Genomic DNA, 17715 nt, shown 5'->3' with positions numbered 1-17715 from the left:
GCGCCCATCATCAGGCCGTCCATCATTTCGACGACGTCGATCTCGGCGCCGAGCGTCGAGTACACCGTCGCCATTTCGAGGCCGATGATGCCGCCGCCGATCACGAGCATCCGCTTGGGCAGCTGGCGCAGCTCGAGTGCACCGGTCGAATCGACGACGCGCGGGTCTTCCGGCATGAACGGCAGCTTCACTGCTTGAGAGCCGGCGGCGATGATGGCCTGCTTGAACTTGACGATCTTCTTGTCGTTGTCGCCCTGCACTTCCATGTGGAACGGGTCGACGAATGCGCCGATGCCGGTCACGACTTCGACCTTACGCGCCCTCGCCATGCCGGCGAGGCCGCTGGTCAGCTTCTTGACGACGCCGCCCTTGAAGTCGCGCAGCTTGTCGAGGTCGACTTGGGGCTTGCCGAACGTGATGCCGTGCGACGCGAGCGCTGCGGCTTCCTCGACGACCAGCGCCGTGTGCAGCAGCGCTTTCGACGGGATGCAGCCGACGTTCAGGCATACGCCGCCGAGTGTCGAATAGCGTTCGACGAGCACCGTCTTCATGCCGAGGTCGGCGGCGCGGAACGCGGCCGAGTAGCCGCCGGGGCCGGCGCCGAGCACGAGCATGTCGCACTCGATGTCGGCTGAGCCGCCGTAGCTGCCGGCTTGCGGCGCCGGAGCGGCAGCGGCTGCGGCCTGTGCCGGAGCCGCTGCCGGTGCCGCGGCCGCGACGGGCTTGGCGGGCTCTGGTGCTTTCGCCGGTGCGGTGGCGTTTGCGGACGCTTCGACGAGTGCGATCACGGTGCCTTGGGAGACTTTGTCGCCGGCTTTGACTTTGATTTCCTTGATGGTGCCTGCGATGTGGCTGGGCACTTCCATGGATGCCTTATCGGATTCGAGCGTGAGGAGCGTTTGCTCTTTTTCGATCACATCGCCGGGTTTGATGTTGACTTCGATGACATCGATGCCGTTGAAATCGCCGATATCTGGAACTTTGACTTCGATGAGACTCATGTACGTCCCCTTCTTGTTGGCTACGGAGAGAGGGAATGGAAACTCGCACGATGAACCGGCCACGGCCTGACAAGAGAACGCGAACCTGGGCAGAACCACCTTTGCTGTCCGCCCAAGGACGCGCCTTTCTTTTGGTTACTTTTCTTTGGAAGACAAAGAAAAGTAACCGCCGCCCCGCGCAGGGGCGACGCTAGCAGACCGTATGCAAAACAGGTTCAACGACAGTACGGGGCGCACCGACAAAAACGCACGCCCCCGCGAGCCCCTCTTCTCATCAAAGAATGATGCGACGGAAATCCGCGAGCAACGCGCCAAGATAAGCATTGAACCGCGCGGCTTCGGCGCCATCGATCACGCGATGATCGAACGCCAGGGAAAGCGGCATCGTCAACCGCGGCACGAACTGCTTGCCGTCCCACACCGGCTTCATCTGCCCGCGCGACAACCCGAGGATCGCCACTTCCGGCGCGTTGATGATCGGCGTGAAGTGCGTGCCGCCGATCCCGCCGAGCGACGAGATCGAGAAGCAGCCACCCTGCATCTGATCGGGCTTGAGCTTGCCGTCGCGCGCGGCCTTCGACAGCTCGGCCATTTCCTTCGCGATGTCGACGAGGCCCTTCTTGTCCGCATCGCGGATCACCGGCACGACCAGACCGTTCGGCGTGTCGGCCGCGAACCCGATGTGGTAGTACTGCTTGAACACCAGGTTGTCGCCGTCGAGGCTCGCGTTGAAGGTCGGGAATTTCTTCAGCGCGGCCACCACCGCCTTGATCACGAACGCGAGCATCGTGAACTTCACGCCCGCCTTTTCGTGCTCCTTGTTCAGCTGCACGCGCAGCGCTTCGAGCTCGGTGATGTCCGCTTCGTCGTTGTTCGTGACGTGCGGGATCATCACCCAGTTGCGATGCAGGTTCGCGCCCGAGATCTTCTTGATGCGCGACAGCGGCTTCGGCTCGAACGGGCCGAACTTCGCGAAGTCGACCTTCGGCCACGGCAGCAGGTTCAGCTCGCCGCCGCCTGCCGGCGCGGCTGCCGCGCCCGGCGCCGCGCGCTGGCCCGACATCACGCCCTTCACGAAGCCCGTGATGTCGTCCTTGGTGATGCGGCCCTTCGGGCCGCTGCCCGACACGCGCGCGACGTCGACGCCGAGCTCGCGCGCGAACTTGCGCACCGACGGCGATGCGTGGCTGGCGCGAGACGGCTCGCCTTCGCGCGCCGGCGCGCGATGCAATGGCGCGGATGCGGAGTTCAGTTCGGGCGCCGGCGCAAGCGCCGGCACCAGCCCTGTCGCGACATTCGCCGACGGACACGCGAGATCGCGCGCAGCCGAGGCGGCCGCAGGCACAGGCGCCGCGTCGTCCTGCCGCTCGCCGTCGCTGTCGAGCAGCGCGATCAACGTGCCTTGCGACACCGTCTCGCCGACGGCGACCTTCATCTCCTTGATCACGCCAGCGGTGGGACTGGGCACATCCATCGTCGCCTTGTCCGACTCGAGCACGACGAGCGACTGCTCCCGTTCGACGCGTTGTCCGACTCCCACCAGAACTTCGGTCACGGGGATGTTCTTGTAATCGCCGATATCCGGCACTTCTATTCGTGTCACCCGCACATTCGTCTCCAACAGCAAGCATTTCAACAGTCAACGCCCCCTCTTCATCAGGTCGGACGCACTTGATTCGATCGGATTTCCCGCGATGGACCGATGGACGCGCAAGGCCTTCGAGCAGCCACTTCGCGCGCCGCTCGCACGACGCTCACCGGTCAACGGGCTAGACCAGCCAGGGTTCGGTCAGCCCGGTTCCGCTTCGCCCGTATCGGTCGATCGCCTGACGCACGACGTCAGGGTCCTGCCGGCCCTCGTCGACGAGTGCTTTCAGCGCGGCGATAACGATCGACGCACGGTCCACTTCGAAGAACGCACGCAACGCCGCACGTGTATCGCTGCGCCCGAAGCCGTCGGTGCCGAGCACGACGTAGCGGGACGGTACATACGCGCGGATCAGCTCGGGCACGGCGCGCACATAGTCGGTCGCGGCGATCACCGGTCCACGTGCGGCGCCCAGGGCGGCCGTCACGTAGGCCACCGCAGGCTCGCCGTGATCCAGTAGCCGCTGCGCACGCTCCGCGGACACGCCGTCGCGATGCAATTCGGTAAAGCTCGTCACGCTCCAGACGGCCGCGTCGATATTCCAGTCGTCTTTCAACATCCGTGCCGCGGCCTGGACCTCACCGAGAATCGCGCCCGAGCCGAGCAACTGCACCTGCGCGATCTCGATCTGTGCGGGCTCCAGCACGTACATCCCCTTGAGCACGCCGCTACGGACGCGATCGAGATCCGCTTCAGTCAACGAACGTTGTGCGTAGTTTTCGTTGGTGACCGTCATGTAGTAAAAGACGTCGCGCTGACGCGCGATCATCTCCTGCATGCCCTCGTCGACGATCATCGCCACTTCGTACGCGAAGGCCGGATCGTACGCGCGGCAGTTCGGTATCGTCGAGGCCGCGAGGTGGCTCGTGCCGTCTTGATGCTGCAGACCTTCACCGCCGAGCGTCGTCTTGCCGGCCGTCGCGCCGATCAGGAAACCGCGCGCGCGCTGATCGGCAGCCGCCCAGATCAGGTCGCCGATGCGCTGGAAACCGAACATCGAGTAGTAGATATAGAACGGCAGCATCGTCAGATCGTGCACGCTGTATGACGTCGCCGCGGCAATCCACGACGACACCGCGCCCGCCTCGGAGATGCCCTCTTCCAGAATCTGGCCGCCGGTATCCTCACGGTAATAAAGCATCGAACCCATGTCTTCCGGCTCGTACAGTTGACCGAGCGGAGAATAGATGCCGATTTGCCGGAACAGATTCGCCATGCCGAAGGTGCGCGCCTCGTCGGCGACGACGGGCACCACACGCGGCCCCAGCTCGGCGTCCTTCAACAGGTTGCCGAGCATGCGCACGAACGCCATCGTGGTCGACATTTCCTTGTCGTTGGTATCGAGCGCGAATCGTCCCCACGACGACATCGCGGGCACGGCCGGCGCGTGCGACGCCGCTGTGCGCCTGCGCGGAAGGTAGCCGCCCAGCGCCGCACGGCGCGCGTGCAGATACTGCATGACGGCACTGCTTTCGTCCGGCTTGTAGAACTTGAGTTGTTCGACATCGTCGTCGGAGAGCGGCAGGCGAAAGCGGTCGCGAAACGCCTTCAACTGTTCGATGTCGAGCTTCTTCTGCTGATGTGTGGTCATGCGCCCCTGGCCGATCGAGCCCATGCCGAAGCCCTTCATCGTCTTCGCGAGAATCACCGTAGGTTGCCCGCTGTGTTTCGACGCCTTGTCGTAGGCAGCGTGCAATTTGCGCACATCGTGGCCGCCGCGCCGCAGGCGGTCGATATCGTCGTTGCTCAGATGCGCGGCGAGTGCGGCCAGTTCGGCGTTCTGACCGAAAAAGCGGTCACGATTGTAGGCACCGTCGTTGGCGGAAAAAGTCTGGAACTGGCCGTCCACGGTGTGCGCGAACGCGCGCAACAGCGCCCCACTGCGATCGCGTGCGAACAGGGGATCCCAGTCCGAACCCCACAACACCTTGATGACGTTCCAGCCCGCCCCCGTAAACTGCGCCTCGAGTTCGTCGATGATGCGGCCATTGCTGCGCACCGGTCCGTCGAGCCGCTGCAAATTGCAGTTGATCACGAACACGAGATTGTCGAGCCGCTCGCGCGCGGCCAGCGACAGCGCGCCGATCGCCTCGGGTTCGTCCATTTCGCCATCGCCGAAATAGCCCCACACCTTGCGGCCTTCCGTGCGTTGCAGTCCGCGGTTCTGCAGATAGCGCATGAAGCGCGCCTGGTAGATCGAGTTGATCGGCCCAATGCCCATCGAGCCGGTCGGGAACTGCCAGAAGTCCGGCATCAGCCACGGATGCGGGTAGGAACACAGGCCCGCACCGGTGATTTCCTGTCGGTAATGCTCGAGATGCGCTTCGTCGAGAAAACCTTCGAGGTAAGCCCGCGCGTAAACGCCCGGCGCGGAATGGGGTTGAAAATAGACGAGATCGCCACCGTTGGCATCGTTCGCGCCGCGAAAGAAATGATTGAAGCCCACTTCGAACAGGTCGGCCGCCGACGCATAGCTGGCAATATGCCCGCCGAGTTCACCGTAGGCGCGATTGGCCCGCACGACCATGGCCAGCGCATTCCAGCGCAGCGCGGCGGCAAGCTTTTCTTCGATATCGAAGTCTCCCGGATACGGCGGCTGCTGAGCGACGGCGATCGTATTCACGTAGGGCGTGACATTGAGGCGCGCCGTTGCGATACCGTTGGACGACGCGTGGGCCGCGAGCCGATCGAACAGGTACTGAGCCCGTTCGGCACCGGCATGCCGAACCACGCCATCGAGCGCATCGAGCCATTCGGCGGTTTCGAGTGGGTCGTCGTCGACTTTCGTCTGGCCCAGGGAAAGGATCGAGGGTGTCCCCGTCGATAAGTCGGTCATCTTGCAACTCCGTAAAAGCAATGCGAGTTCAGTGGCGAGTGCGCAAAGATTACGGGGGATGCCGCAGAATGTGTGGTCGTATTGAAGGCCGCCAAAGCGGTATCGGCTGCAGTGTCTTCTGCGGAATGCGCGATCTACAGCATTTCTATTCGATGCGCGCGGTCTCGCATGGAGAACCCGGCGTCACGGGCGGGAAAATGGGCGAAGGCGCGGCTTCATGCATCGCCCACAACGTCCGCTGCGCCATCCGCTCGGTCGTCCATCTCGGTCGCAGCCGCCGGCGCGAGCCCGGCCTCCGATTGCGTGCGAGCCAGCGCGGCGAAATAGCGGCCTGGCGAATGCCCGAGCGCTTTCTTGAACATGGTGATGAAGGCGGTTACCGACTCATAGCCGAGCTCGTCCGACACGCGTTGCACGGAAGCGCCGCCGGCAAGCTCGCGCACCGCAACGAGCAGTTGCAACTGCTGCCGCCAGCGGCCGAAGGTCAGTCCCGTTTCACTGACGACGAGTCTTGCCAGCGAACGCTCGCTCATGGCGAGACGCTTCGCCCATTGCGCGACGGTGCTGCGATCGCCGGGATTGGCGTTCAATGCGTCCGCCATCTGCCGGATGCGCGGATGATCCGTAACCGGCAGATAGAGGCGCTCGACCGGCATCAACGTCAGCTCATGCAACAGCACGCGCGCAAGCCGGTCGGTATGGCCGCCCTGCTCGTAGTCGAGCGGCGCACCGGCCAGATGCAGAATCATTTCGCGCAGCATCGGCGAAATGGACAGCGTGCAGCACTCCGTCGGCAAGTCGACGACACCGGGCTCGGCGAACAGATAGCAAAGCCGGGCATTGGGTGTCGCATGGTTACTGTGCGGCATCTCGCCGGGAATCCAGACGCCGCATTGCGGCGGGACGATCCAGAACGCGCCCGCGACCCGGCAGGTCACGGCGCCGTGCAACGCCAGCACCAGCTGCCCCTTCTGATGCTTGTGAACCGGAATTTCGGCAGCATGCTCGTCGACGTGCATGCACATCGCTACCGCCGGCCGATCGATCGCGTCCGGATCCGCAAAATCAGGAAGGCTAACGTAACGGTTCATATCGGGCATTCTAGCGACATGTTGAAATTGTGGCGAACGATGCGAAGCATAAGCAGGCACAGCCGCATCACGTGCCACGCTGGAATGGCGCCACGACTTCATTGCGCGAGACCGCCCCTTCCCGGACGCCCGACGTCCGGGCTCGCGCGTGAGCGGTTCGACGGTGTCGATGCCCATGCAGTCCGGTTCGGCCCCGATTGTGCTTCGTACATGGGCTGTGGCGCGTCACGTGCACGCTCGACGAGCCGGGCGAACCCCACGATGGCGTCGAGCAGATCGGCGTGGACGGCACCGCGAAGTTCAGCGGGCCACCGACCGCGAATTACGCTTCGATCGACCGCTCTCACCGCACAATCTGCCGAACGGAGCACCGCCGCGGCAACACAAGAATAATAAATACTGCCTGGACTGCGGCAATATTTCTCCGTGCAATCAAGATGACTTCACGATCCCGGCGCCCCGGATTTCTTCAAACGCAATGAAATACGGAGCGACGGAATAATAAATCAAGCGAGACAGTTTTTTCACACCAATACCGAACGGACGATGGCGCCGCACCATTGTGCATGGCGCTCGCCCCGTTCGGGACGGGACGGCACGGTCGTCGATCGAATCCGCCGGGCCGCCGCATTTGCATCAACAATCAGCTTCGTAAATTTATCAAGTATTCGTCGCATTAATCGTCGATTCTTCAATCCCATTTTAATGGCACCGAATGCTCGCCCATTCGCGCCACCACCTTTAACCCGGCAAGAAAATGCAATACCCGAAGTAAAACCTTTTCTTTTAACGCGAGGAGAACGATGTGGAAATACGGAAAATCAACGTCTACGACATCATCGACAGTCGCAGAATCGGCAGGAGGCAGTATTTCATCGTCGCCTTCTGCGCGCTGCTGATGCTTTTCGACGGCTTCGACACCCAGGTCATCAGCTTCATCGTGCCCGTTCTCGCGAAAGAATGGCAACTGCCCAAGGCGGTATTCGGCGCGATTTTTTCAGCGGTGTTCTTCGGGTTGCTGATCGGCAATTTCGGCATTCCGTTCGCGACCCGACGCTTCAGCACGAAGAAGATCGCTTTCGTGGCAACCGCTGCTTTCGGCCTGTTCACCGTCCTGACCGTCTTTGCCACCAGCGTGCCGCAGCTGATCGCCTTGAGGTTCCTCACCGGCATCGGGCTCGGAGCGGCCACGCCTTGCGCGGTGGGCCTCGTTTCGGAATTCAGCCCGAAGAGAACCCGCGCGACTTTCGTCATTCTCGTCTACATGGGATATGCGCTGGGGTTCATCTTCGCGGGCATCTGCAGCAGCGCGTTGATCCCGCGGTTCGGCTGGGAAGGCCCACTGTGGCTGGGCGGGCTCGCGGCAGTCGGCTTGACGGTGTTGCTCGTCCCGCTGCTGCCGGAATCCGTGGCCTACCTGTCGGCGAACGCGCAGCCCGGTGAATTGCTTCGTGCAACCAAGCGCCTCTTTCCCGATTTCACGCTGCAAGCGGACAGCGAACTGGTCACTCACGAAGAGAAGCCGGCAGACGCAAGTGTGCTCGGGTTGTTCTCCGCACAATTCCGCGTGGGGACATTCCTGCTGTGGGCCGTATTCGCCATCAACCTGGCCGCGTTCTATTTTCTGCAGAGCTGGCTGCCGACCGTTCTCGCGTCCATCTCGTTCCCACCCGCGCTCGTGGTCTGGGCGACCATCACCGTGATCATCGGCGGCATGGTGGCCAGTCTGCTGATGGGACCCATCATGGATCGCACGAGCCCTTACAGAATTCTGTCCGCGGTCTACGTCGGCGGCGCCGTGTCGATGTACGCAATCTCCATCGCGATCGGCTCATCGCATCTCGCTTTACTCACGACGATCTTCTTTTGCGGCTTTTGCATCAGCGGCGGACAAACCTGCGCGATCGCGTTGTGCACGCTGTTCTATAGCCCGGAATTGCGCGCCCCGGGCGTCGCGTGGGCCTACGGATTCGGTCGGCTCGGCGCCGCGGGCGGCACTTACCTCGCGGGCGTCCTGTACGCGAACAACTGGAGCGTCGACGCGATGTTTCGCGTGGCAGCCGCGCCAATCCTCATTGCAGCGGCTTGCGTGGCGCTGATGGGCGCTTGCTATGGCCTGACGAAGAACGGCCTGAAGAAATCCTTTTCGGCCTGACCGGTACCGCTCGCTGAATCGATGAACGTCAAGTGAACCGTTCTTTTGTATGGCCTTTTGATTGCGGAGATCTCATGAAAACCAAAAAAATCGAAATCATTGTCGGCTCGCTCGTGGGGCTGGCCAGTTCCGTCGCGCATAGCCAGAGCAGCGTCACACTCTATGGCGAGATCGACAACGGCATTCATTACCAGACCAACGTAGGCGGCGGCAAAGCCGTCTACATGGACTCGCTGGACGGCATCGACGGCAGCCGCTGGGGGCTGACCGGCAAGGAAGACCTGGGTGGCGGTCTCAAGGCGATTTTTACGCTCGAGTCCGGCATCAACGTGAACAACGGACAGTTTGCCCAGGGCGGCACGGCGTTCGGCCGGCAGGCTTTCGTCGGACTGAGCAGCGACACTTACGGCTCTCTCACCGCCGGCCGTCAATACGACATGGTGTGGTATTTCCCCGAGTTTCTTGCCGGATCCGCGGCGGTTGGCGACCTGCCGAGCGCGCATCCGGGAGATTTCGACAACACCAGCAACAGCGTGCGATTCAACAACTCCGTGCGCTACATGAGCCCGGACTTCCGCGGCTTCTCCTTTGGCGTCGAATATAGCCTTGGCGGCGTACCCGGCGACTTCACGTCGATGTCGGGCTATTCGCTTGGAGTCGGTTACACACACGGTCCGCTTCAGATCGGCGCGGCGTTCGATTACTTCAAACACCCGACCTCGACGCCAGGCAACGGATGGTTCACCAACTATGCAAGCGGCTTCAATCTGCTGGCCTCCTCTCTGAACTCGGCCTATCAGGTCGCGCAGGCCTATCAGGACGCCGTCATCGCGGCGGCCTACACGATCGGAAACGCGACGATCAGCGCATCGTATTCGAACGTTCAATACGCCAATCTCGGTGCGGGGTTCATGAACGGTACCGCCGTCTTCAACAACTACGACATCGGGTTGAACTACCGTGTCACGCCGGTCTTTTTCGTCGGCGTCGCGTACGACTACATGAACGCGCGGAGCGTCACGACGGCACAAGGCAATGCCGTCGGCAACCAGCACTACAATCAGGTGGCGTTCACGCTGGATTATCTGCTGTCGAAGCGTACCGACGTGTACTTCTCCGGCGGCTGGCAGCGCGCTTCGGGCACATCGTCGACGGGCGCGCCAGCCGTCGCCAACATCGGCGGCTCCGGAGATTCGTCGAATAACCACCAGATGGTTTATCGGCTCGCTATACGACATAAGTTCTGAGCGTGGCTCGCCCTGGAGCCTACATGACGATGCAGCGATATTGCAGCGCCAGCATGCGGACGCCAGGGTCATTGTTCAAGGCTGCTGGTTCGACGCCTGCAAGGATGGCGTCGCCACCGCGCCTGCATCGCGGACATCCCGATTCCGGCGAGCCTGCGCCATATCGGGCGGATAGGTCCGCTGCCTGGGCGAGTGAGTCGAAATCCAGCCGTCGCGTTCTGCCTGAACGAGTTCGGCCCGCACTTCGGCGCGCGTCTTTCCGCTCGTGACCACGGCCGCGGCGCAGCCCGCATCGACTACACCGGCGCTCGCGGCAAACGGGATGCACGTGACGAACCAGAGTATCGCTGCAATTGTCGTGCGCATGAGAATCTCCTTCCTTGTGAGGCCGTGGCGCCGCGCTCAGACGAAGCCATACATGGTGAACAACATGACGTACGGGATCTGCTGTCCCGCCGAATTGCAGACCATGACGTCGGCCCTCTGAATGGCGCACGCGGACACGATTGCCTTTGCGACTTTCGAAATGACAAGTTTCATGATGATTAACTCCCCAATCTGACCCGACCTTACGGTCGATCTCTCGGCAATCCGTCGATGGTGCTGAGCAGCGCTCGAAGCGCTGCATCATGGGTTCATGACGCATCGCGGCCATCGACATCGCACAACGCTTGTTCACTACCGGGTCGAAGCACGGGAACCCGGCACGTCGGTGCTTTGAAGCGTCTGCGTGATGCGTACTTTATCGACATCCAGCCAGCATGAATTTGTGGAAGATGACAACGCATCTGCAAAAACTGCCAGAGTTTTGCTGATGCACGATGTCCTGTCGGCGGTCCATTGCCGAACCGCGCGCCGATTCGAGGCGGTCGTTCGGAGACAGCGCCAAATGCCGGACGATCGGATCGGGATCGACTTTCATCTGCTTCGCCTGATCGTCGTCGAGCCGTCGGCCAAAGCAAAGTCGTCAACGTTCGCGAAGTAAAAATGTCACTTCAGACGTCGATACGGGGCATGCAGATTGCATGGACGAGCCTGACCGAGGCCCCACACGATGCACCTCGCACGCGCGAAAGCGCGGCGACGTGCATACTGGCGTGGCTCGCTCCACCCGCCGCTTGCGGCCGTATCGCAAGAGCATCACCACGAGGAGGCTCACGCATGACGACGCCGTTCGAACCGGGCGACCATGTCCGCTGGAATTCCGAAGCCGGTTACGTGACCGGCACGATCATCGCGGTGCACACGCAGGATTTCGACTACAAGGGCCATCGTCATCGCGCGTCGCCCGACGATCCCCAATACGAAATCAAAAGCGATCGCACCGACCACATCGCCGCGCATCGCGGCCGCGTGCTCGAACGCGTCGCCGGCAAGGAGCGCACGTGACGCTCCCGTTCTACACGATCGGCCATTCGAACCGCACGCTCGACGAACTCGTCGCGATGCTGCGGGCCGTCGACATCACGCTGCTCGTCGATATCCGCAAGATGACGCGCTCGCGCACCAACCCGCAGTTCAACGAGGCAACGCTGCCCGACGCGCTGGCCGCTGCCGACATCGGCTACGAGCACATCGCCGAGCTCGGCGGGCTGCGCGGCAAGTCGCGCGACGTGCCCGACGCACTCAACGGCTTCTGGACGAACCGCAGCTTCCATCGGTACGCCGACTACGCGCTGTCGCCGGAATTCCGCGCCGGCCTCGCGCGGCTGATCGCGCTCGGGGAGCAGCAGCGCTGCGCGCTCATGTGTTCGGAGGCCGTCTGGTGGCGCTGTCACCGGCGTATCGTGTCCGACTACCTGCTCGCGCGCGGCGAGACGGTGCTGCACATCATGGGCCTGAATCGTGTGGAGCCGGCGCGCATCACGGCCGGCGCGACGGTCCGCGATGACGGTGCGATCGTCTATCCGGACGCCGACGGCGATACGCAGGAAGATGCCGCGGCGCAATCGAACGAATGACCGGGCGTCGGCGCTGCCCGCGCCGGCTGGTTGACGCCGTTGGTTGACGCCGTTGGGTGACGCCGTTGGGTGACGCGGTTGGTTGATGCGACGGGTTGACACGACCGGTTGACGCAGCCGGCCGATGCGCCGCCGCACGGCGGCCGCCCGTGCGCGTCTGAAACGGAGCGCACGCACCGCCTTTGCGCGGACGCGATCCTGCATTACCATCGGGCCACCTTCGCGCTCGCGCTCGCCGCCGGCGCGCCCTGCCACGCTACCCTTCCTGCGCACCGATGCTCGTCCTCATCATCCTCGCCGGCCTGTGGGCCGGTCTCCAGAATGCCCTCGCGGGTGGCGGTTCATTCGTCACGCTACCGGCGCTGATCGTATCGGGGATGTCGCCGCTCGCGGCCAACATCACGTCGACGGTCGCGCTGTTTCCCGGCCAGGTCACGACCGGCTGGGCAAGCCGCAAGATGGTCCGCGGCGCAGGCACGCTGTCGTTTCGCGCGCTGTTCGTGATCAGCGTGATCGGCGGCGCGCTCGGCGGGCTGCTGCTGCTCAAAACGCCGTCGTCGATCTTCTCGCAGCTGGTGCCGTGGCTCGTGCTGTTCGCAACCGTCGTGTTCGCATGGGGCAGCTTCTTCCGCAAGCCGACCGAGGCCGCGCAGCATCTCGGCCCGATGGCGGCCGGGATCTCGCAGTTCCTGATCGCGATCTACGGCGGCTATTTCGGCGGCGGCATCGGCTTCCTGATGATGGCCGCGCTCACGATGGCCGGCCTGTCGCCGCGTCACGCGATGTCGACCAAGAACGCTCTCGCGGGCGTGATGAACGCGTCGGCGGTCCTGCTGTTCGTCACCTCGCCGCAATTGCACTGGGGCGCGGCGCTTGCGCTCGGCAGCGGCGCGATCGTCGGCGGCCTGCTCGGCGCATGGGCGCTGCACCGCGTGAACGAGCGCGTGCTGCGGATCGCGATCGTCTGTATCGGCGCGGCACTGACGGTCGGGCTGTTCGTCAGGCCGATCTGACGCGCGCGCCGCGAGCGTCGTCGCTATGCGCTCGCGTCGATGCGCGGGCGAACTCGCCAGCCGCCGCGCGATCGTGCCCGCCGTCGGTCAATGCTGCCGCCGATCTGCAATGCGTCGGCCGGTAGGCCGGGCGATGCCTGCCGCTCGCGCGCCGGGCCGCGGCCGATCAGCGTGACGCGGTCGCCGAGCCTGCGTACGCGGAACGTTCAACCGAACGGCCGCACGCCGATCAACGGGTCGTGCAGGAACAGCGCAAACACCGCCCACCCGACGACGCCGGCCGCGATCGCCGACACATCGCCCGACTGTAGTGGTCTAATGAATCCGGACACTGATTTAGGCGAGAATGGTCGCCATGAAGAGGTGTCTGATGAGCAAGCAACGACGTACGTTTTCCCCGGAGTTCAAACAGCAAGCCGCCTGTCTGGTGCTCGACCAGGGTTATAGCCATATGGAAGCAAGCCGCTCGGTCGGCGTCGGCGAGACGGTGCTGCGCCGCTGGGTGCAGCAACTTCAGATGGAACGCCAGGGCGTCACGCCGCAGGGCAAGGCAATCACGCCGGATCAACAGCGTATTCAGGAACTCGAGGCGCGTATCGAACGCCTCGAGCGTGAGAAGGCCATTTTAAAAAAGGCTACCGCGCTCTTGATGTCGGAAGGCATCGAACGTACGAAGTAATTGATCAGATTGGCGCAAGCGAATCGGTCGAGCTGATCTGCGCGGTATTCGACGTGTCGCGGTCCTGCCTGTATGCACACCGAGGGCGAGCCCGACGCGTTGATACCGAGCGCATGGTACTGCGTAGCCGGGTACACGAGCTGTTCATCGAGAGTCGAAGCTCTGCTGGCAGTCGCAGCATCATGGGCATGATGCGCGAGGAAGGTACGGCGATTGGACGCTTCAAGGTCAGCCGCTTGATGGAAGAACTCGGGTTGATCTGCAAGCAGCCGGGTCGCCATGCCTACAAGCAGGCCACGGTCGAGCGGATCGATATCCCGAACCATCTCAATCGCGAATTCGAGGTTGGTACGCCGAATCAGGTGTGGTGTGGTGTGGTGACATCACGTATGTCTGGGCGCAGGGACGTTGGCATTATCTGGCCGTAGTACTCGACCTGTTCACGCGTCGGGTTGTTGGCTGGGCGTTCTCGACACGCCCTGATGCCGATCTGGTCGTGCAGGCGTTGGAGATGGCCTATGAGCAACGTGGTCGACCGCAAGGCTTGCTGTTTCACTCGGATCAAGGCGGCCAATATGCAAGCCGGAAATTCCGTCAGCGCCTCTGGCGCTATCGGATACAGCAGAGCATGAGCCGTCGAGGAAATTGTTGGGATAACTCCCCGATGGAGAGGCTGTTCCGCAGCTTCAAGACCGAATGGCTACCGTCAGTGGGCTACATGTCGGCGCAGGAGGCACACCGGGACATCAGCCACTACCTGATGCACCGGTACAACTGGATACGGCCGCATCAGTTCAATGACGGACTGGCGCCGGCGGTTGCGGAAGAAAAACTTAACGCAGTGTCCGGGATTAGTTGACCACTACACACTACCTCGTCAATTCATCAATGTCCGGCGCAGAAATTTCCTTCCTGCTGGGTTTCGAAGATCCCAACTCCTTCGCGCGGGCATTTCAGGCATGGACCGGAAAAACCCCGCAAGCGGTGCGCTCGGCGCTCAGGCAAGACGGCCCCTGAATCCCTTCGCATGAGGTGCCTGGGTTCTGGCACTTGTCGCTGCTGGCGTCCACGTCGCTGTCACGGACTACCGAGCGGATGTCAGCGTTTCCCCTCTCGAATCAGCAGCTTAGCACCAGACTCGGCGGAATTTGCGAATCCCGAACGCCCCTCGTATATGACCGGCCCGTAACCGACCTCGCCGCCGAGCTTTTCAGAGACAGGAAGTGACGACAAAAGGGTGAACGCTTTCTAGAACGTGTGCCGAATGCCGACGGCAAAGGTGTTGCCGATGGGATGATCGCTCAGCTTGTCGATAGAGTAAATTGCGTAAATGTCCGTCCGCTTGGACAGCAGATGGTCGTAACCGAGTGCGGCAGTATTGCGAAGGCTGTTGGTCGTATGCGTAGGACCGGACCGTTGCGTACGCGCCCACTCAGCAAGCAGGAAATCGGCCGGTGTGAACGGGATCGAAAAACCCGCCTCGTACGTGTGGCTGCCTGTCGGCGTACTCACGTCACTTGTCATCGCCCACGCGCCATAAAGTGTCACGAGCTTGAAGTCATAGGCCGCGCCCGCGAGGTAGGCGTATTGTGCGCCCACTGGCCCCGCTGCGGTGTAGCGTACGCGCTGGCCGGACACCACTGCCGTGAGACCGTGACCTTGATAATTCAAATGCGCGCCGAGATTGCCGACGCCGGGCGACCCCGCAACGCCACCCAGGCCATATATCACGGTTGCGCCGAAACCTTTGAAGTCCGGTGTTGTGTACTTGGCGGTGTTGTTCCACACCGTATCGCCAATGATCGTGCCACCATAGTTGGTCACGAACGTCTGGAGGACGAGAGGCGAAAAGACAGTCGACGAACTGAACGGGTTGATGAGGGATTCGGCCGTATAGGTCGGATTTCTTTGGCGCCCGAAGGTCAACTGACCGAAGTCGCCTTGAAAGCCCACGTACGCATTGCGTGAAAAGAACGGGTCTGTGGCATTGCGGCCCTGCGCGCCGTTTTGAGGCTGGAAGAAGCTCTCCAGAGCGAAGATGGCGCTGACACCGCCGCCCAGATCTTCCTTGCCGCGGATTCCCCAGAATGATGTGGTCAATCCGCCGCTGCCTATGAGTACCGTGGATTGAGGCGTATCGCTACGTTTGACACTGCCGACATAGGTGCCGACGATCCCATACAGCTGGACTTGCGAACCACTATCTGCGCGGGCGCCGACAGAGGTCAATGCGAGGCCGGCGCTGAGCATCGCTGCTACGCCAAGTGTGCCAGCGACTTTCCGCATCGAAGCGCGGGCCATGACCCGTTGTGCCTTTTTCATTTCCGTTGTCTCCATTCGTTTTGTTATATGCGATCTTTGCCGCACGACATCCGATAAGGACTACAAACAGAGTCGTGGAACGTTGTCGCTATCTGTGAACCTGTCGCGCTGAAATTATCGGTGTTTCGAACCAGGACGCTCCTTCCCCTTGACTCACATCAGGAGAAGGAGCGGCAAGGGATGCGAGCGGTTACGGGGAGATCTCTTCGAGAGCGCGATTGGTGGTCTCCACCATTCGCGAAGCTACAAAGAAACCCACAGCGCTGACCACCGCAAAAAGGATGAATACCGCCGCGATGCCCTTCCCTGTCAATACGACGCCCACGATCGCAGGCGCGGCAGCAGAAGCGGCCCGCAGCCAGGACGTCGCGAGGCCAGTACCAATCGCGCGCATCCGGGTCGGATAGATTTCAGGTGTGTACAGGTACAGCAGTACGGTTGTGGTTGCCATCACTGCGTATGCGGAAGATCCCAAGAACATCACTGACCAGGCACTACCTGCTCCATGAATACCCAGAGCGGCGAGCAGGATCCCGCTGATGATGAAGCAGGCCATTGCCCAGCGGCGGCGCCCGACACGATCGATCAGCAACGCGCAGGCAAGCACCCCGCACGTACTCAGGACGTTCGAGATGGACGCCATGTGAAGCGACTCTTGCAGCGGCAGATGGTAGACCGTCTTGTAGAGGCTGGGCAGCCAGTTGTTGATGCCGTTCGCGACAAAATATGAGGTCGCCCAAAGTAACCACACTACGATGGTGCGCCCGCGGTAGAACGGCGAAAAAAGTTCCTTCCACGATCCCGTCTGCTTCGACTGCAGGCCGTTCAGCAGGCCGACCACGCGCTCATCAACTTCGGCCTTCTGCGTTTTCGTATCAAGGTTTCGCTTGGGCGTGCTGGCCTCCAGTCGCTCGATGATTCCTTCCGCCTTATCGAAGCGCCCCTTTGAAATGAGCCAGCGCGGCGATTCCGGGAGTCGTGCGATCAGGAAGGCGACAATTATGCCCGGGATGCCCCCCACGAGGAACATGTACTCCCAACCGAAGCGGGGGACGATGAACGCCCCCAGTTGCGCGGCTGCGAGCAAACCCAGCGGGAAAATGAGTTCGTACAAAATAAAGAAACGTCCCCGGCCGTGCGCTTGCGACAGCTCGTTGATGTACGTGGCCGCGACGGGCACTTCTCCTCCCACGCCGATGCCTTGCAGAAAGCGCATTAGGAACAGCATATGGAAGCTGCCGGTGAATGCGCAGACGATGCTCATGGCCGACATCACGCCCACAGTCACCGTCGCACTCGGTACGCGACCGATGCGCTCAGCGAGCCAGCCGAACACCAACGCGCCTACGACCTGGCCGAGATAGCCGGCGGCGATCAGCACGCCGATCTGGCCGGCCGAGAGATGCCAGAGGCCAATCAATACGGGCAGTACGAAGGCAAGCGATAGGGCGTCGAATGCGTCAAAGAGGGTCGCGCTGCCCATGATGATACGGGCCTTGGTGTGCCACCGGCAGAACGGTACGTTCTCGATTCGGAACAGCAGGTTCGCCGCACGCAACTGCTCGCTCGTGGTGCGCGTTGCGCTCTCGGATTGACCAACACCGACGCTGTAGGCGGTCAAAGGGGTGTTCATGCTGTCTCCTGAAAAGCTGCATTTTATGGGCCCTCGGACTTCGTCTTTTTTAAGCACCGTCGCGCTTCTGTCTTGTAGTGTCGCGATGTTGGAGCTTGTTTGGTCGTTTCCCGATCCTGTTATGGGCGA

At 62.1% G+C, this 17715-nt stretch carries 14 protein-coding genes and 2 pseudogenes; 7 read left to right on the top strand and 9 right to left on the bottom strand.

What is annotated here, in order from left to right:
- From ABY44_RS40590 to ABY44_RS40575, 4 genes are all read right to left on the bottom strand, one after another.
- Positions 1–1001 (bottom strand): FAD-dependent oxidoreductase (locus ABY44_RS40590; protein ID WP_431643557.1); only part of this gene is annotated, 1001 nt, incomplete at its 3' end.
- Positions 1002–1275: 274 nt separating this feature from the next.
- Entirely contained in the window at positions 1276–2610 is a 1335-nt protein-coding gene (gene aceF / locus ABY44_RS40585) for a dihydrolipoyllysine-residue acetyltransferase (RefSeq protein WP_431643645.1), read from the bottom strand.
- A gap of 160 nt (positions 2611–2770) precedes the next feature.
- A complete protein-coding gene (gene mdeB, locus ABY44_RS40580) occupies positions 2771–5485 on the bottom strand; it encodes an alpha-ketoglutarate dehydrogenase (RefSeq protein ID WP_431643644.1) in 2715 nt (904 codons plus the stop codon).
- A gap of 215 nt (positions 5486–5700) precedes the next feature.
- Positions 5701–6678 (bottom strand): AraC family transcriptional regulator, encoded by a 978-nt coding sequence (locus tag ABY44_RS40575; RefSeq protein ID WP_011548540.1) that lies wholly within the window; start codon positions 6676–6678, stop codon positions 5701–5703.
- A gap of 703 nt (positions 6679–7381) precedes the next feature.
- On the opposite strand from ABY44_RS40575, the gene ABY44_RS40570 reads away from it, so the two are divergent.
- Complete coding sequence (locus ABY44_RS40570; RefSeq protein WP_011694456.1) at positions 7382–8731, top strand: MFS transporter; 1350 nt, start codon at positions 7382–7384, stop codon at positions 8729–8731.
- 74 nt (positions 8732–8805) lie between these two features.
- On the top strand, positions 8806–9978 hold the full coding sequence (locus ABY44_RS40565; protein WP_011548543.1) for a porin: 1173 nt from the start codon (positions 8806–8808) through the stop codon (positions 9976–9978).
- 75 nt (positions 9979–10053) lie between these two features.
- Here the strand turns inward: ABY44_RS40565 and ABY44_RS40560 are convergent, their stop codons facing one another.
- Both ABY44_RS40560 and ABY44_RS40555 read right to left on the bottom strand, forming a co-directional pair.
- Positions 10054–10344, bottom strand: a complete 291-nt coding sequence (locus ABY44_RS40560) for a DUF4148 domain-containing protein (RefSeq protein ID WP_011548544.1) — start codon at positions 10342–10344, stop codon at positions 10054–10056.
- 376 nt (positions 10345–10720) lie between these two features.
- Positions 10721–10900 (bottom strand): hypothetical protein, encoded by a 180-nt coding sequence (locus ABY44_RS40555; protein ID WP_124675975.1) that lies wholly within the window; start codon positions 10898–10900, stop codon positions 10721–10723.
- A 239-nt stretch (positions 10901–11139) separates the two neighbouring features.
- Here ABY44_RS40555 and ABY44_RS40550 point away from each other — a divergent pair, with 239 nt between their 5' ends.
- The 3 genes from ABY44_RS40550 (at position 11140) to ABY44_RS40540 (ending at position 12952) form a co-directional block, all read left to right on the top strand.
- Entirely contained in the window at positions 11140–11367 is a 228-nt protein-coding gene (locus tag ABY44_RS40550) for a DUF2945 domain-containing protein (protein WP_011548546.1), read from the top strand.
- A complete protein-coding gene (locus ABY44_RS40545) occupies positions 11364–11939 on the top strand; it encodes a DUF488 domain-containing protein (RefSeq protein ID WP_011548547.1) in 576 nt (191 codons plus the stop codon). Before ABY44_RS40550 ends, ABY44_RS40545 begins: the two co-directional genes overlap by 4 nt.
- Positions 11940–12214: 275 nt before the next feature.
- Positions 12215–12952 carry a sulfite exporter TauE/SafE family protein gene (locus tag ABY44_RS40540; protein ID WP_011548548.1) on the top strand — a complete coding sequence of 246 codons (738 nt, stop codon included), beginning with the start codon at positions 12215–12217 and terminating at the stop codon, positions 12950–12952.
- A 206-nt stretch (positions 12953–13158) separates the two neighbouring features.
- Here ABY44_RS40540 and ABY44_RS40535 read toward each other — a convergent pair.
- A pseudogene (locus tag ABY44_RS40535) lies at positions 13159–13257 on the bottom strand (NnrU family protein); the annotation flags it as partial.
- Between the two features lie 65 nt (positions 13258–13322).
- On the opposite strand from ABY44_RS40535, the pseudogene ABY44_RS40530 reads away from it, so the two are divergent.
- A pseudogene (locus ABY44_RS40530) lies at positions 13323–14490 on the top strand (IS3 family transposase).
- Positions 14487–14648: a helix-turn-helix domain-containing protein gene (locus tag ABY44_RS40525; protein WP_200094992.1), complete on the top strand. Its 162-nt coding sequence runs from the start codon at positions 14487–14489 to the stop codon at positions 14646–14648. The pseudogene ABY44_RS40530 and the gene ABY44_RS40525 overlap by 4 nt, the downstream one beginning before the upstream one ends.
- A gap of 231 nt (positions 14649–14879) precedes the next feature.
- Here the strand turns inward: ABY44_RS40525 and ABY44_RS40520 are convergent, their stop codons facing one another.
- On the bottom strand, positions 14880–15953 hold the full coding sequence (locus ABY44_RS40520; RefSeq protein WP_011548551.1) for a porin: 1074 nt from the start codon (positions 15951–15953) through the stop codon (positions 14880–14882).
- A 190-nt stretch (positions 15954–16143) separates the two neighbouring features.
- A complete protein-coding gene (locus tag ABY44_RS40515; RefSeq protein ID WP_011548552.1) occupies positions 16144–17586 on the bottom strand; it encodes an MFS transporter in 1443 nt (480 codons plus the stop codon).
- Between the last annotated feature and the right edge of the window lie 129 nt (positions 17587–17715).

The organism is Burkholderia sp. ZZQ-2 (genome assembly GCF_050768715.1).
Lineage (GTDB): Bacteria > Pseudomonadota > Gammaproteobacteria > Burkholderiales > Burkholderiaceae > Burkholderia > Burkholderia cepacia.
The sequence above is the reverse complement of the archived record's forward strand: the minus strand, read 5'-3'. Positions and strand labels throughout refer to the sequence as shown.